General features: G+C 61.8%; 12 protein-coding genes. 10 read left to right on the plus strand and 2 right to left on the minus strand.

Annotated elements, in window-relative coordinates; all coding sequences use genetic code 11:
- The first annotated feature begins 7 nt into the window (after positions 1–7).
- Entirely contained in the window at positions 8–1,015 is a 1,008-nt protein-coding gene (gene lipA, locus BCA01S_RS30270) for a lipoyl synthase (protein ID WP_020067083.1), read from the plus strand.
- 259 nt (positions 1,016–1,274) lie between these two features.
- Here the strand turns inward: lipA and BCA01S_RS30275 are convergent, their stop codons facing one another.
- Positions 1,275–1,958 (minus strand): histidinol-phosphatase, encoded by a 684-nt coding sequence (locus tag BCA01S_RS30275; protein ID WP_027780112.1) that lies wholly within the window; start codon positions 1,956–1,958, stop codon positions 1,275–1,277.
- Positions 1,959–2,165: 207 nt separating this feature from the next.
- Between BCA01S_RS30275 and BCA01S_RS30280 the strand changes: the two genes are divergently transcribed.
- Positions 2,166–3,833: a Na/Pi cotransporter family protein gene (locus BCA01S_RS30280; protein ID WP_027780113.1), complete on the plus strand. Its 1,668-nt coding sequence runs from the start codon at positions 2,166–2,168 to the stop codon at positions 3,831–3,833.
- Between the two features lie 29 nt (positions 3,834–3,862).
- Here the strand turns inward: BCA01S_RS30280 and BCA01S_RS30285 are convergent, their stop codons facing one another.
- On the minus strand, positions 3,863–4,633 hold the full coding sequence (locus BCA01S_RS30285) for a DeoR/GlpR family DNA-binding transcription regulator (protein WP_020067080.1): 771 nt from the start codon (positions 4,631–4,633) through the stop codon (positions 3,863–3,865).
- A gap of 327 nt (positions 4,634–4,960) precedes the next feature.
- On the opposite strand from BCA01S_RS30285, the gene ugpQ reads away from it, so the two are divergent.
- The 8 genes from ugpQ (at position 4,961) to BCA01S_RS30325 (ending at position 15,060) form a co-directional block, all read left to right on the plus strand.
- On the plus strand, positions 4,961–5,725 hold the full coding sequence (gene ugpQ / locus BCA01S_RS30290; protein WP_027780114.1) for a glycerophosphodiester phosphodiesterase: 765 nt from the start codon (positions 4,961–4,963) through the stop codon (positions 5,723–5,725).
- 162 nt (positions 5,726–5,887) lie between these two features.
- A complete protein-coding gene (locus BCA01S_RS30295) occupies positions 5,888–7,000 on the plus strand; it encodes an ABC transporter substrate-binding protein (RefSeq protein ID WP_027780115.1) in 1,113 nt (370 codons plus the stop codon).
- Positions 7,001–7,133: 133 nt separating this feature from the next.
- Positions 7,134–8,072: an ABC transporter permease gene (locus BCA01S_RS30300; protein ID WP_027780116.1), complete on the plus strand. Its 939-nt coding sequence runs from the start codon at positions 7,134–7,136 to the stop codon at positions 8,070–8,072.
- On the plus strand, positions 8,069–8,860 hold the full coding sequence (locus tag BCA01S_RS30305; protein ID WP_027780117.1) for an ABC transporter permease: 792 nt from the start codon (positions 8,069–8,071) through the stop codon (positions 8,858–8,860). Before BCA01S_RS30300 ends, BCA01S_RS30305 begins: the two co-directional genes overlap by 4 nt.
- Positions 8,861–8,893: 33 nt before the next feature.
- Positions 8,894–9,964 carry an ABC transporter ATP-binding protein gene (locus BCA01S_RS30310; protein WP_027780118.1) on the plus strand — a complete coding sequence of 357 codons (1,071 nt, stop codon included), beginning with the start codon at positions 8,894–8,896 and terminating at the stop codon, positions 9,962–9,964.
- Positions 9,965–10,339: 375 nt separating this feature from the next.
- Positions 10,340–11,620, plus strand: coding sequence for a dicarboxylate/amino acid:cation symporter (locus tag BCA01S_RS30315; RefSeq protein ID WP_027780119.1), 1,281 nt, complete (start codon positions 10,340–10,342; stop codon positions 11,618–11,620).
- Between the two features lie 61 nt (positions 11,621–11,681).
- A complete protein-coding gene (locus tag BCA01S_RS30320; protein WP_027780120.1) occupies positions 11,682–13,691 on the plus strand; it encodes a sensor histidine kinase in 2,010 nt (669 codons plus the stop codon).
- A gap of 16 nt (positions 13,692–13,707) precedes the next feature.
- Positions 13,708–15,060: a sigma-54-dependent transcriptional regulator gene (locus BCA01S_RS30325; RefSeq protein ID WP_174447102.1), complete on the plus strand. Its 1,353-nt coding sequence runs from the start codon at positions 13,708–13,710 to the stop codon at positions 15,058–15,060.
- The last annotated feature ends 110 nt before the right edge of the window (positions 15,061–15,170 follow it).

A 15,170-nucleotide genomic window follows, 5' to 3' on the forward strand; every position in this document is an offset into this window, starting at 1 on the left:
CGAACGAATGACTGACGTTACCGCGAACCTCGCAACTTCTCCCGTGCCTGAAGGCGTGCCGGCATCCGCCGCTGCCTACGACGCCACCGCGAAGCAGAAGGCGCAAGCCAAAACCGCCCGCATTCCTATCAAGATCGTTCCGATCGAAAAGCTGAAAAAGCCGGACTGGATTCGCGTCAAGGCGGCGACCGGCAATTCGCGCTTCTACGAAATCAAACAGATTCTGCGCGAGCACAATCTGCATACGGTGTGTGAGGAAGCGAGCTGCCCGAACATCGGCGAATGCTTTGGCAAGGGCACGGCGACGTTCATGATCATGGGCGACAAGTGCACACGTCGCTGCCCGTTCTGCGACGTAGGCCACGGCCGCCCGGACCCGCTCGATCCGGAAGAGCCGGCGAATCTCGCGCGCACTATTGCCGCGTTGAAGCTCAAGTATGTGGTGATCACGAGCGTGGATCGTGACGATTTGCGCGACGGCGGCGCGGCGCACTTCGTCGAATGTATCCGTCAGACGCGCGAGTTGTCGCCCGACACGCGCATTGAAATTCTGACGCCGGATTTCCGTGGTCGTCTGGACCGTGCGCTCGGCATTCTGAATGCCGCACCGCCTGACGTCATGAATCACAACCTCGAAACGGTGCCGCGTTTGTACAAGGAAGCGCGCCCGGGTTCGGACTACGCGCATTCGCTCAAGCTGCTCAAAGACTTCAAGGCGCTGCATCCGGACGTCGCGACCAAGTCGGGCCTCATGGTCGGCCTGGGGGAAACCGAAGAAGAGATCTTGCAGGTCATGCGCGATCTGCGCGAGCACGATGTTGACATGCTCACCATCGGTCAGTATCTGCAGCCATCCGAACACCATTTGCCGGTGCGCTCTTATGTGCACCCCGACACCTTCAAGATGTACGAGGAAGAGGCGTACAAGATGGGCTTCACGCACGCAGCGGTGGGCGCTATGGTGCGCTCGAGCTACCACGCCGACTTGCAGGCGCATGGAGCCGGCGTAGTGTGAGTGTCAGGTGGCTGATCGGTCAGGTTTAAGAAAACCCGCACATGCTGCGGGTTTTTTTATTTTGCGGTGAGCAGGCGCCTGCTCACCGTAGTACCGCCGGCTCGAACAAAAAATATATTGGTTAGGTTAACGAATAATCAGATGCGGCGAACGAGGCCGCCACCATCGCGGTCACGACCGTTGACGGCCACATCGACATTGCTTCGTGTTCCGTATCGCGACCGTCCTAGCGCGCTAGTGGTTATGCGCCAAGCGTGCGTCAGCTGAAAAGCTCGATGACAGGCCAGCCTCGCTCGTTCGCGATCGCACGCAAACGCGGATCGGGGTTCGTCGCGACCGGATGCGTGACGCGTTCGAGCAGCGGAACGTCGTTGATCGAATCGCTATAGAACCAGCTTTGAGGAAAGTCGTGCAAACGGTGGCCGAGCGAAGCTAACCAGCTCTCCGTGCGCGCGATTTTGCCTTCACGGAAAGTCGGAACGCCCACCGACGCACCTGTGAAACGGGCAAGCGGATCACCACCCTCCGTACCCAGTTCGATCCCAAGGAGATGCTCGAAGCCGAGCGCCTTTCCGATAGGCGCGGTGACGAACACATTCGTCGCGGTGACGATGCAGCAGAGGTCGCCCGCCTCGATGTGACGCTGCACCAGTTCACGTGCGGCCGGCAGGATCGCCGGCGTGATCACTTCCTGCATGAATTGCGCATGCCACGTGTCGAGCTGTTCGCGCGAGTGGCGAGCGAGCGGCGCCAACGTGTAGTCCAGATAGGCGGCCATGTCGAGCGTACCGGCTACGTACTGCCGATAATATTCGTCGATGTCTTGCGCATGGCGCGCCGCGCCCTCTATGCCGAGTCCAGCAATGAAGTGAGCCCACGCCTGGTCGCTGTCGAGCGGCAGCAACGTGTGGTCCAGGTCGAACAGCGCGAGATTGCGGCTCATCCGTTGTCCTCGTGACAGGTGGTGGTAGCGTCACATGAACGGCACAGACGGTCACGCGACGATCTTCATCGTTGGCCGAGCGTATATTTAAAAGCACAAAATTACAATAAGGCAAAAATGTGCAACACTACTGTCATATACGCCCCGGGTGTCGTACGCGCGGCATGCGGTTCGGGTCATGGCAGCAGAGAATAAGAGCAGTGCCTTATGTTGATTCTCCTTAACCTTCTCGCCGGCGTGGCACTGCTTGTGTGGGGCTCGCATATCGTTCGCACCGGCATCCTGCGCGTACTGGGCGCAGATCTGCGCAGCATCCTCGGGCGAAGCACTCGCAGCCGTTGGCGAGCATTCCTGTCAGGAGTCGGCGTCACCAGCCTCGTGCAAAGCAGCAACGCCACGGCGGTCATCGTCACGTCGTTTGCCGCGCAAGGGCTCCTGCCGCTGACCAGTGGTCTTGCGATCATGCTCGGCGCCGACGTCGGCACCGCGCTGATGGCGCGGGTTCTTACCCTCGATCTATCCTGGTTGTCGCCGATCCTGATCCTGTTCGGCGTGCCACTGTTCCTGTCGCGCAAGCAGACGCGCACAGGCCAGGCCGGCCGTACGCTGATTGGCCTCGGTCTGATTCTGCTCGCGCTGCATCTGATCGTAGAGGCCGCGCAGCCCATGATGCAAGGCGCAGGCGTGCGCGTGATGTTCGGCGCATTGACCGGCGACACCATGCTCGACGCGCTAGTGGGTGCAGCCTTCGCAATGCTGTCGTATTCCAGCCTCGCGGCCGTGCTGCTCACGGCCACGCTTGCATCGTCGGGCGTCATTTCGTTGAAGGTCGCATTGTGCCTCGTGATCGGCGCGAACCTCGGCAGCGGCATGCTGGCGCTGCTTGGCACAGTGGCGCAGAACGCGGCGGCGCGGCGGCTCGCTTTGGGCAGCTTCGCCTTCAAGCTGGCGGGCGCGATGCTGATCCTGCCGTTTGCGCCGCTGCTCGCGCGCGGACTGCCGGTGCTGATTGCCAATCCGCGTGAAGCCACGGTGGGCTTTCATCTGATCTACAACGCGCTGCGTTGCTGCGCGTGCCTGTCGCTGATCGATCCGGTTGCGCGCGTCTGCGTGCGGCTGCTGCCCGACCGGCCCATGCCGAACGGCGAACTGCGGCCGCTGCATCTGGACGAGGCCGCGCTGTCCACGCCGACGCTCGCGCTCGCGCATGCGGCGCGCGAAGTGCTGCGTATCGGCGACATCGTGCGGGCCATGCTCGACAACGTGGCAGAATTGATTCATCACAATCATCTCGACAAGGCGCGCGAAACGATCCGTATGGACGACGACGTCGACGAACTCTATGCAGCGGTCAAGAACTACCTCACGTTAATCTCTCGCGAGCAACTGGACGAAGCCGACAGCCGCCGCTGGACCGACATCATTTCGCTGACGATCAACCTCGAACATGCGGGCGACATCATCGAGCGGATCGTGGGAGATATCGAGGAGAAGAAGATCGCTCACCGCCTGGCGTTTTCAGAAGAAGGACTCGGTGAACTGGACGATCTGCAGACGCGGCTCGTCAGTAATCTGCAACTCGGTCTATCCGTATTCCTGAACAACGATCTGCGCTGCGCCGAACGTCTACTCGCAGAAAAAGAGCGTTTCCGCGATCTGGAGCGCGCGTATTCATACAGGCATCTGGACCGACTCACGGGGCAGACGCTGCGCAGCATTGAAACGAGCGCATTGCATCTGGATCTGATCAGCGACATGAAGCGGCTCAACTCGCTGTTCTGTTCGACGGCTTATCCGGTACTCGACGCCGCCGGCGCATTGCATGACACGCGTTTGCGAAAGCGCGCGCTCGACACGATGCATGTGAAGGAATGAGCGGCGCGCGCGGCGTGCAGCACGAAGCTTCAGGCCAGCACGACCTCTTCGAGCTTCTTTTTTAGCGCCGTGAAATCGGCGGCGTCTGCGGCCTTCTTGTTGGTGACGAGCACGTCGATCCGTTCCACCGGGCAATACGAGATCCGGCTGCGCTGACCAATCTTGCTGTAATCCGCAAGGATCACGACACGGTCGGCATTCGCGACCATAGCGCGCGCCACTTCTGTTTCCGCGTGGTCGTAGTTCGTCGCGCCATGCCGGTGATCGACGCCGACCGGCGACAGTAACGCGAGATCCGCCCGGTAGCGCTGAATATCGAGCACGGTAGTGGCGCCCGTGGTTGCCATCGCGCGGTCGCTGATCGTGCCGCCGAGCAAAATCACTTCGTTACCCGCATCGGCTTGTTCCGCTGCGCCGCGCAGCTTCAACGCGACGTCGATCGAATTGGTCACGATGGTCAGGTTGGCGAGTTTCGCGAGCTCTTCGGCGAGTGCGGCGGTCGTGGTGCCCGCGTCGATGAACAGCGTCTGGCCGCTCGCGATCAAGCCGGTCGCCGCCTTCGCAATCGCCGTTTTGGACTTGACGCGCATATGCGCGCGCTCGGCGATGGGCGCTTCGTCGGCGGGCTTGATGGCGCCGCCGTGTACCCGCCGTAATTCACCGAGCGCTTCGAGGTCGAGCAGATCGCGCCGGACCGTTTCGCGCGACACGCCAAGGTCCGCCATGATCCGTTCGGTCGACACCCGATGGAGTGTCGACACCAACGCGCGTATTCTCTGATGACGGTCTTCCTGCCACATGCATTTTCCTTGGATGCGAAGGCGCTCGCACAACGTGTCTTAGTCAGTGACATCGTGGACACGAATGTGTGTCCGGACGATGTCAAGCCTACTACTTTAGCCCCATTGTGTTGTATTTTTTTGGCAGCTTGCAAGTTTGTGTATTTGACTTTAGCCTTCGCAAATCGAAGCGCCGCGCTTGTTTGAAACTCGAATGTTCGAAGGCAAAGTCTGATCTGTTCTTTCGTGCACTTTCGTGAATTAGTGTGGCGCTTTCTGACAAGACCGCATATGTTGGAGCGCATCCAATGCGCTCTCCGCTTTATTCTGGGTGAAAGGTGACCGGACGTGGGAAACGGGATCGATCATGCATCACCTGCAGACTGGCCATATCCGCCGCTCGTGGCGCACCGCTGCGGCGGCACGCTTGCGCCTGAGAACACGTTAGCGGGATTCGACGCCTGTGTGCGCTACGGCTACCGCATGGTCGAGTTCGACGCCAAGCTTTCCGCCGACAACGAACTCTTCCTGCTGCACGACGACACGCTCGAGCGCACGACCAACGGCTACGGTGCCGCTGCCGTCTATACATGGGCGCAGCTCGCCATGCTCGACGCGGGCGCCTGGTACGGTCCGCAATTCGCCGGCACTCGCCTGCCGACGCTTGCCGATGCGGCAGCCCGTTGCGCGCGCGACGGCATTGCGGCGAACATCGAAATCAAACCCTGTCCCGGCCGTGAAGAGATCACCGGCCACCTCGTTGCGGACGGTGCGTTCAGGTTGTGGCAAGGGCAAACGCCGCCGCTGCTGTCGTCGTTCTCTTTCGAGGCGCTTGCGGCTGCGCGCGACGCGGCGCCTTCGTTGCTGCGCGGCATGCTGTTCGAGGAAGTGCCCGCGGACTGGCTGCGTATCGTGCGCGAGCTCGACTGCGTGTCCTTGCATGCGAGCCATCGTTATCTGACGGAGCAACTCGTCGGCGAAATCCGCGAGGCTGGACTGCATGTGCTCGCATACACGGTGAACGATCCGGCGCGCGCGCAATTGCTTGCGCACTGGGGCGTTGACATGATTTGTACAGATCGCATCGATATGCTGCAGCACGACATGCTTTGAGCTGCGAAGCCGGCCAAAGCAGAGCGTGAATGTGCAGACAGGCACGCGAAGGCGGCCGCAAAGGCTGTCCAGGAGCGCACGCAATGGCGCACGAGTAACGCCGTTGAACTCGAGCTAGAAATTTTCCAAACGTAGCAACTTCGGCAGAGGATGGGGAAAACTATGAACCGCACCGTGTTAGCTCGCATACTTTCGATGTCGGCCGCCGCGGGCGTCGCAGCCGCCGGCGCGAGCAGCGCTAGCGCCGCGCCGCTCGACGCACTGATCGCCGCCGCGAAACAGGAAGGCCAGCTTACCGTGATCGCGTTGCCGCACGACTGGTGCAACTATGGGCAACTCGTCGCGGGTTTCCAGAAAAAGTACGGCATCAAGATCAACGAGCTGAATCCCGACGCGGGCTCCGGCGATGAAGTGGAAGCGATCAAGGCGAACAAGGGCAACAAGGGTCCGCAAGCGCCCGACGTGATCGACGTGGGTCTGTCGTTCGGTCCGAGCGCGAAGGCCGAAGGGCTGCTGCAGCCGTATAAGGTCTCTACGTGGAACTCGATTCCCAAGGAATCGAAGGATGCCGACGGCTACTGGTACGGCGACTACTACGGCGTGCTCGCATTCGAAGTGAACGCCGACATGATCGACAAGGCGCCGTCCGACTGGAGCGACCTGCTCAAGTCAGACTACAAGAACGCAGTGTCGCTCGCGGGCGATCCGCGTTCCGCGAATCAGGCAATTCAGGCGGTGTACGCGGCGGGTCTTGCGCAAAGCAAGGGCGACGCGAGCAAGGCGGACAAAGCCGGCCTCAAGTTCTTCGCCGACCTGAACAAGAGCGGCAACTTCGTGCCGGTGATCGGCAAGGCCGCGTCGCTCGCGCAAGGCACGACGCCGATCGTCGTCCGCTGGGATTACAACGCGCTCGCCGATCGCGACACGCTGAAGGGCAACCCGAAGGTTCAAGTGGTGATCCCGAAAACGGGCGTGGTCGCGGGCGTCTATGTGCAGGCCATCAGCGCGTATGCGCCGCATCCGAACGCAGCCAAGCTGTGGATGGAATATCTCTATTCCGACGAAGGCCAGATCGGCTGGTTGACCGGCTATTGCCACCCGATGCGCTACAACGAACTGGTGGCCGCGAAGAAAGTGCCGCAGGCGCTCCTCGACAAGTTGCCGCCGCCGTCGTCGTATAAGAACGTCGTGTTTCCGACGCTCTCGCAACAGGACGCGTACAAGGAAACCATCACGAAGCATTGGGACGAAACGGTCGGCGCGAACGTCAAGTAAGCGCTACTTCGACGTTCAGCGCGAAGTCGTGCACGCCGCGCGCGCCATCCCATTCGGACGGCGCGCGCCGTTACCCAGAGTGCCGGACATGCCGGCGATGCGGCCAATGCGGAGAATACCCAAAGGGTGAGCTATGAGCGCTTCATCGGATGCCGGATCGGTGCAGCCGGACTTGCTGGTTCCGCCTGTGCCCACTCCAACGCCGCGCGTCGACGGTCCGGGCCGCGCGTCGCAGATGCTGGCCTGGATCGGCGTCGTGCCGTTCTTCACTTTCGCGCTGCTGTTCCTGATTCTGCCGACTGGCTTTCTGATGATCGGCGCATTCCAGGATTCGCAAGGTCACTTCACGCTCGCCAACCTGCGCGATCTGTTTCAGCCGTCCGTGCTCGACGCTTACTGGATCAGCATCAAAGTCAGCGCGGCGTCGGCGGCTGGCGGTGCGCTGATCGGCTCGCTGCTTGCGTGGGCGGCGGTGCAGGGCAAGCTGCCGGGCTGGATTCGTCCGACATTGATGACGTTCTCCGGTGTCGCGTCGAACTTCGCGGGCGTGCCGCTCGCGTTTGCTTTCATCTGCACGTTGGGACGCGTCGGGCTCGTCACCGTGTTGTTGAAAAAGTATCTCGGCTTCAATCTATATTCGACGGGCTTCAGCATTCTCAGCTTTTCAGGTCTCACGCTGACCTACCTGTACTTCCAGATTCCATTGATGGTGCTGATCGTCACGCCCGCGCTCGACGGACTGAAGCGCGAATGGCGCGAAGCATGCGATTGCCTCGGCGGCACCGCGTCTCAGTACTGGCGCTATGTCGCGCTGCCGGTGCTATGGCCGAGCGTGCTGGGCGCGACGCTGCTGCTGTTCGCCAACGCATTCGGCGCGGTCGCCACCGCTTATGCGCTGACCGGCAGCTCGTTGAACATCGTGCCGATTCTGCTCTTTGCGCAGATTCGCGGCGACGTCATGCACAACCAGAATCTCGGCTACGCGCTTGCGCTCGGCATGGTGCTCGTCACGGGTCTGTCGAATGGCGGCTATATCTGGCTGCGTTCACGCGCTGAAAGGGGCCGCCGATGAAAAGCCAATCGCGCGTGGGAGCATGGACCGCGATGGTGGTCGGTTCCCTGTACTTCCTGATTCCGCTGATCGCCACCTTCGAGTTCAGTCTGCGGATGAAGCGTGGCACATATAGCTTCGAAGCCTATAGCGTGGTGCTCGGCGATCCGCGCTTTCAGGCCTCGTTTGGTTATTCGATTCTGATGGCCCTGCTGACGATCGTCGTCGGCATACTGCTCGTCGTGCCGACCGCTTACTGGGTGCAACTGCGCTTGCCGAAGCTGCGGCCGGTCGTCGAATTCATTACGCTGTTGCCGCTCGTCGTGCCGGCTATCGTGATCGTGTTCGGCTATCTGCGCATCTACAACAGCAGTTCGATTCTGCCGCTCACGAGCAACGAGCGCGCGACCGATCTGCTGCTGGTGTTCGGCTACGTGACGCTTTCTCTGCCGTACATGTACCGCGCGGTCGATGCGGGCCTGCGCGCTGTCGACGTGCGCTCGCTCACCGAAGCCGCCGAGTGTCTCGGCGCAAACTGGCCGACGATTCTCTTCAAGGTGATCTTCCCGAATATCCGCTCGGGCGTTCTGTCCGGCGCGTTTCTCACCTTCGCGGTCGTAATCGGCGAATTCACGCTGGCGAGTCTGCTCGATCGACCCGCGTTCGGTCCTTACCTGCAACTGATCGGCGCGAATCGCGCGTATGAGCCGTCGGCGCTTGCGATCATCGCGTTCATGATTACGTGGGCGTCGATGGGCTTGATCCAGGTATTCGGCTCGGCCCGCGCGTTGAGCGGTCAAAAGGTTTGATGCAATGAGCTTGATCCACTGAGGCAGCGAATCATGGCATTTCTCGAGATCGAAAATCTGCACAAGTCCTTTGGGGCGAACATCGCGTTGCATCACTTCGACATGAAGATCGAGCGCGGTGAGTTCATCACGTTCCTTGGACCTTCCGGCTGCGGCAAAACAACCGTGCTGCGGATGATCGCCGGCTTCGAAACGCCGACGCGCGGCGTCATCCGGCTCGATAACAAGGACGTCACGCATCTTCGTACGCGGCAGCGCAAGGTCGGCATGGTGTTTCAGTCGTATGCGCTGTTTCCGAACATGACGGTCGCGGAGAACATCGGCTTCGGGCTGAAGATCACGCACCGGCCGCATGCGGAAATCAGCCGGCGCGTCGAGGAAATGCTGCACCTGATCAAGCTGCCGCAACTCGGCGGCCGCTATCCGTGGCAACTCTCGGGCGGTCAGCAGCAACGTGTGGCGCTGGCGCGCGCGTTGGCCGGCAAGCCGCAGGTATTGTTGCTCGACGAGCCGCTGTCCGCGCTCGACGCGAAGATTCGCATTTCGTTGCGGCAGGACATTCGCGCGCTGCAACGCGAACTCGGCATCACGTCGATTTTCGTTACGCACGATCAGGAAGAGGCGTTGTCGATCTCCGACCGCATCGTCGTGATGAACGAGGGGCGCGTCGAGCAGATCGGCTCGCCGTCGGAAATCTACAACTATCCTCGCACGCGTTTCGTCGCGTCGTTCGTCGGCACGCTGAACATTCTGGCGGGGCACGTGATCGATCCGGCGACCGGCAAGATGGTCGTGGACGGCCAGGAGTTGACCACTACGCAGGAACTGCCGGCCGGCGATGCGGGCAAGAAGCGCCTGCTCGCGCTGCGCCCCGAAGCGATCGTGCTCGAACCGGCGGCGCCTGGCCGCAACACGCTGAGCGCGACCGTCGAAGAAGTGAATTTTCTCGGCGCGGTGGTGCGGATCAGGACGCGCGTGAAAGACGCGGTGATTTCGCTCGACGTGTTCAACGACCCGAATCGCGGTTTACCCGAACGAGGTCAGCCGGTGTCGCTCGGTTTCTCGCACGAGAATCTGCTGGTACTCGAAGAAGGCGGCGCTTAGAACACGGCAAAGCCCCGCCAGCAAAGGCTTCGGGTTTCCCCTGAGCTGCTGCCGGGACGAATTCCGGTTTTCCCGACGCGGGCCGTCCGGATTTCCGGAATCCCGGATGGTACTTGCGAACAGGCGTAAGAAAACGTATAAAAATCAAAGGCACGCGGCCTGCCTCAAGCTGGCATCGACCTTGCGAAATAGATAACGCGGCCGCAACGGTCCGACAACTAAAGCAAGGAGACAACGATGTCCGATTTCCCTTTCCGGTATTTCTGAATTCGTCGTCTTGTCGCGGCCTAATGCCGTGCACAGGCGTGACGATCATTCGTTCGCATGATGCGCAGCGTGGCAGGCCATAGGCTCACCCACATCGCAGGAACCATCGTGAAGAAACCTATCCACAAAGTGCTGTACGTCCAGGTGATCGTGGCGATCATCATCGGTATCGCGCTCGGACATTACTATCCGAATCTCGCCGTCGACATGAAACCGCTCGGCGACGGCTTCATCAAGCTCATCAAGATGGTGATCGGGCCGATCATCTTCTGTACGGTCGTGACCGGCATTGCCGGTATGGAGGACATGAAGAAGGTCGGGCGCGTCGGCGGCAAGGCGCTGCTGTATTTTGAAATCGTCTCGACGTTTGCACTGGTGCTCGGCCTGATCGCGACGCACGTGCTGAAGCCGGGCGTCGGTTTCAATATCGACCCCGCCACGCTCGACGGCAAGGCGGTCGCTTCGTACGCCGCCAAGGCGCACGGTCAGACCACGGTCGACTTCCTGATGCACCTGATTCCGGACACGCTCGTCTCCGCGTTTGCACAGGGCGAGATTCTGCAGATCCTGCTGATCGCGCTGCTGTTCGGCGCGGTGCTCGCCACAGCCGGTGAAAGGGGCAAGGTCGTCACGAACTTCATCGACGGGCTCTCGCATGTGCTGTTCGGCATCGTGCGCATCATCACGAAGCTCGCGCCGATCGGTGCGTTCGGCGCGATGGCGTTCACCATCGGCAAGTACGGTATCGGCTCGCTGCTGCCGATGCTGAAGCTGATCGGCACGTTCTATCTGACGTCGATCGTGTTCGTTGTGGTCGTGCTCGGCATCATCGCGCGGGCGGTGGGCTTCAACATCTTGCGCTTCATTGCGTACATCAAGGAAGAGATGCTGATCGTGCTCGGCACGAGCTCGTCGGAAGCCGCGCTGCCGCAACTGATGCTCAAGCTGGAAAACCTCGGCTGCTCGCGCTCGGTGGTGGGTCTCGTGGTGCCGACCGGTTATTCGTTCAACCTCGACGGCACCAACATCTATATGACGATGGCCGTGCTGTTCATCGCCCAGGCGACGAACACCGACCTCACGTGGGCGCAGCAGCTCACGCTGCTGGCGGTGACGATGCTGACCTCGAAGGGCGCGAGCGGCGTGACGGGCGCGGGCTTCATCACGCTCGCCGCAACGCTGGCCGTGGTGCCGACCATTCCGCTGTCGGGCATGGTGCTGATTCTCGGCATCGACCGCTTCATGAGCGAATGCCGTGCGCTGACGAACATCGTCGGCAATGGCGTGGCGACCGTGGTCGTGTCGGCGTGGGAAAAGGAACTGGACCGCAACAAGCTGAACGCGGCGTTGCGCGGCGACGTGCCGCTCAAAGAGCCGGCCGGCGTTTAAGCCGGGCATCGACGCACATTGTCTGAAAACGCGTGACGTTTGCGGCCGCGGACACCAGCACATGCAACCGGTGACCGCGCGCCCAACCGAAGTGCCGTCGGCCGGGGAAGCTCGCGCCGACCGCGCTTCGCCTTATGCCACAATATCCGATCACACCTCACCGGATATTGCCAACGTGACGCGCCGTCTGCTGATCCTCTTCGCGCTCGTCGCCGGGCTCGTCGCGGCGTGCGGGCTCACCTACAGCGTCGCGTGGCAAAGCGGAATAGACACCTTGCGGCGCAATGCCGCCGGGCGCGTCGATCGCACCGCCAGTTCGCTCAAGAGCACGCTCGAGCGCTATGAATCGCTGCCGTATCTGCTCGCCGAGCATCCCATCGTGCAGGACGTGCTGGTCGATCCGTCGCCTGCCAACGTCAAGCGCGCGAATCTCTATCTCGAAGATTTGAACCGCCACGCGCGCGCAACGGTGACCTACATCATTCCGCTCGACGGCTATTGTGTCGCCGCGAGCAACTGGCAAGGGCCGGGCAGTTTCATCGGCGCGGGCTATCTGTTCCGCCCATATTTCGTCGATGCCATTAAAGGCCGCGTGGGCCGCTTCTTCGGCATCGGCACGATCTCGCAGGCGCCGGGCTATTACATTTCGCAGCCGGTGCGTCGAGAGGGAAAAATCGTCGGCGTGGCGGTCGTCAAACTCGATCTCGAATGGTTTCAGGGCGCGGACGCATACGAGCCGCTCCTCGTTACCGACGATCACGGCGTGATCTTTCTGTCGTCCGTGCCCGCATGGAAATACCACACGATACGGCCACTATCGGGTCAGGTCGCCGATTCTATCTATCAGGCTCGTCAGTATGCGCAGCAGCCTATTGCACCGCTGCCTGTGACGATCGAGCGCAAGCTCGAAGGCGACGCGCAGATCGTGCGCGTCGGCGGCGGACGCTACGCGCCTCGCTATCTCGCGTCGCGGCGCGGCATGGGCGAACCCGACTGGCATCTGATTACCATGGCGCCCGTTAGCCCGGTCGACGCCGACGCGCGCAACGCGACCATCGTGACGGGCTTCGGCTACGTGTCGCTCGTGTTGCTCGCGTTCTACTGGAGAATGCGCCGGTCCCGCGTGCGCGAGGTGATGCGTAGTCGCGCAATGCTGCAAAAGGCGTACGCCGAATTGAACCAGCGTGTTGCGGAGCGCACCGCGGATCTGTCGCAAGCGAACGAGCAATTGCAGAAGGAAGTGGCCGAACGCACGCGCGCCGAACAGGAATTGCGCGCCGCGCACGACGAACTCATTCAGGCGAGCAAGCTTGCGGCGCTCGGTCAGATGGCGGCCGGCATCACGCATGAATTGAATCAGCCGCTTGCTGCATTGCGCGGATTTTCGGACAACACGCGCGTGCTGCTTGAGCGCGGCGACCAGGCGTCGGCGCGGGAGAACCTCGAAGCGATCGCGGCGCTCACCGAACGCATGGGCAAGATCACCAATCAGCTCAAGCTGTTCGTCGGACGCGCGCGGCCGCGCAGCGCGCGCGCTTCGGTCGTGCGGGCGCTGCGTAATGCCCTCGCGCTGTTGCAACAACGTATGAAGGGCGTCGAACTCAACCTCACGTTGTTGGATGCGGAAAACGGCACGCGCGTGCCGCTCGATCTCGCCGACGATCATGCCGAACTGGTCGCGCACTGCGACGATCTGCGTCTCGAGCAGGTGCTGATCAACCTGCTCGGCAATGCGCTCGACGCGACCGCCGACATGACTCCGCCGCGCATCTCCGTGCAGATTGAAGTTGCTGCGGACAGCCTGTCGTTTGCGGTCAGTGACAACGGCCCCGGCATTGCCGAAGATGTCTTGCCGCACCTGTTCGAGCCGTTTTTCACCACGAAGGAAATGGGGCAGGGACTCGGCCTCGGGCTGGCGATTTCGTCGTCGATCGCGCGCGATTGCGGCGGCACACTGGTGGCGCGAAATGTGTCGAACGTGCCGGACGGCGGTGCATTATTTGTGCTGACGCTGCGCCGTGCGCGCGTGCAGACGAGTCACACCGCGGACCCGCTCACCACCGGTTCCTGAATCCGACGAGAACAACATGCTGAACGACGACTTGCAAGTGCTGTATATCGAAGACGACGAACTCGTGCGGCGCGCGAGCGTGCAGAGTCTGCAACTGGCCGGCTTCAACGTGGTTGGTCACGCGTCGGCGGAATCCGCGGCGAAGTCGATCAGCGCCGACTTTTCCGGCGTGATCGTCAGCGATATCCGGCTGCCCGGCGCGAGCGGTCTCGATCTGCTCGCGCAATGCCATGAGCGCGCGCCCGACGTGCCGGTGATTCTCGTCACCGGTCACGGCGATATTTCGATGGCGGTGCAGGCGATGCGCGACGGCGCCTATGATTTCATCGAAAAGCCGTTCGCTTCTGAGCGCTTGATCGAAACCGTGCGGCGCGCGCTGGAGCGGCGCAAGCTCGTGCTGGAAAACCTCGCGCTGCGCCGCGAGCTTGCCGGGCAGAGCGCGGTTGCGCCGCGGATCATCGGCCGCAGTCCGGCAATCGAGCAGGTCCGGCGGCTGATTGCAAACGTCGCGCCGACCGATGCGTCTGTGCTCATCAACGGGGACACCGGCGCGGGCAAGGAATTGATCGCGCGCAGTCTGCATGAATTGTCGCCGCGGCGTGACAAGCCGTTTATTGCGGTCAACTGCGGCGCGCTGCCGGAGCCGATGTTCGAGTCGGAAATGTTCGGCTACGAACCGGGCGCCTTTACCGGTGCTGCGAAACGCCGGATCGGCAAGCTCGAACACGCGTCGGGCGGCACGTTGTTTCTCGATGAGATAGAGAGCATGCCGCTTGCGTTGCAGGTCAAGCTCCTGCGCGTGTTGCAGGACGGCGTGCTGGAACGCCTCGGCTCGAACCAGCCGATCCGCGTGAATTGCCGCGTGGTCGCCGCGGCAAAAGGCGATATGGCGGAACATGTCGCCGACGGTTCGTTCCGTCGCGACCTGCTGTACCGGTTGAATGTGGTGACGATCGCGCTGCCGCCGCTTGGCGAGCGTCGCGAGGACATCGTGCCGCTCTTCGAACACTTTCTGCTGGACGCGGCCGTCCGTTATCAGCGTCCCGCACCGATTCTCACGGACCGTCAGCGCGCGAGCCTGATGCAGCGCGAGTGGCCGGGCAATGTGCGGGAGTTGCGCAACGCGGCGGACCGCTTCGTGCTCGGCGTCGCCGACAACCCCGTCATGTCTTTCGGCGACGAAGGCGCGCAGCCACAGCCGCTGAAGGAGCGCGTGGAGCAATTCGAACGGGCGGTGATTGCTGAGGCGTTGGAGCAGAGCGGCGGCGCGGTGGCAATTGCTGCGGACCGGCTGCAGCTTGGCAAAGCGACGCTTTACGAGAAGATCAAACGCTACGGCCTCGCGGCCAAAGGGGACGGGGACAGGTGAAAAAAGAAACGCCGGCAATTCATGCCGGCGTTTCTCATTGTGCTTTGGGTTTGGATCGGGTGTTCCGAGCGCCTGGCATCACTTACAACACGAGGCCCAGTCAGCCGTCG

This window comes from Paraburkholderia caledonica NBRC 102488, from assembly GCF_000685095.1.
GTDB classification, from domain to species: domain Bacteria; phylum Pseudomonadota; class Gammaproteobacteria; order Burkholderiales; family Burkholderiaceae; genus Paraburkholderia; species Paraburkholderia caledonica.

Bases quoted from the DNA above. Each gene is read 5' to 3' on its own strand.
- lipA (WP_020067083.1), top strand. From the start codon at position 8: ATGACTGACGTTACCGCGAACCTCGCAACTTCTCCCGTGCCTGAAGGC.
- BCA01S_RS30275 (WP_027780112.1), bottom strand. From the start codon at position 1,958: ATGAGCCGCAATCTCGCGCTGTTCGACCTGGACCACACGTTGCTGCCG.
- BCA01S_RS30280 (WP_027780113.1), top strand. From the start codon at position 2,166: ATGTTGATTCTCCTTAACCTTCTCGCCGGCGTGGCACTGCTTGTGTGG.
- BCA01S_RS30285 (WP_020067080.1), bottom strand. From the start codon at position 4,633: ATGTGGCAGGAAGACCGTCATCAGAGAATACGCGCGTTGGTGTCGACA.
- BCA01S_RS30295 (WP_027780115.1), top strand. From the start codon at position 5,888: ATGAACCGCACCGTGTTAGCTCGCATACTTTCGATGTCGGCCGCCGCG.
- BCA01S_RS30300 (WP_027780116.1), top strand. From the start codon at position 7,134: ATGAGCGCTTCATCGGATGCCGGATCGGTGCAGCCGGACTTGCTGGTT.
- BCA01S_RS30305 (WP_027780117.1), top strand. From the start codon at position 8,069: ATGAAAAGCCAATCGCGCGTGGGAGCATGGACCGCGATGGTGGTCGGT.
- BCA01S_RS30310 (WP_027780118.1), top strand. From the start codon at position 8,894: ATGGCATTTCTCGAGATCGAAAATCTGCACAAGTCCTTTGGGGCGAAC.
- BCA01S_RS30320 (WP_027780120.1), top strand. From the start codon at position 11,682: ATGCAACCGGTGACCGCGCGCCCAACCGAAGTGCCGTCGGCCGGGGAA.
- BCA01S_RS30325 (WP_174447102.1), top strand. From the start codon at position 13,708: ATGCTGAACGACGACTTGCAAGTGCTGTATATCGAAGACGACGAACTC.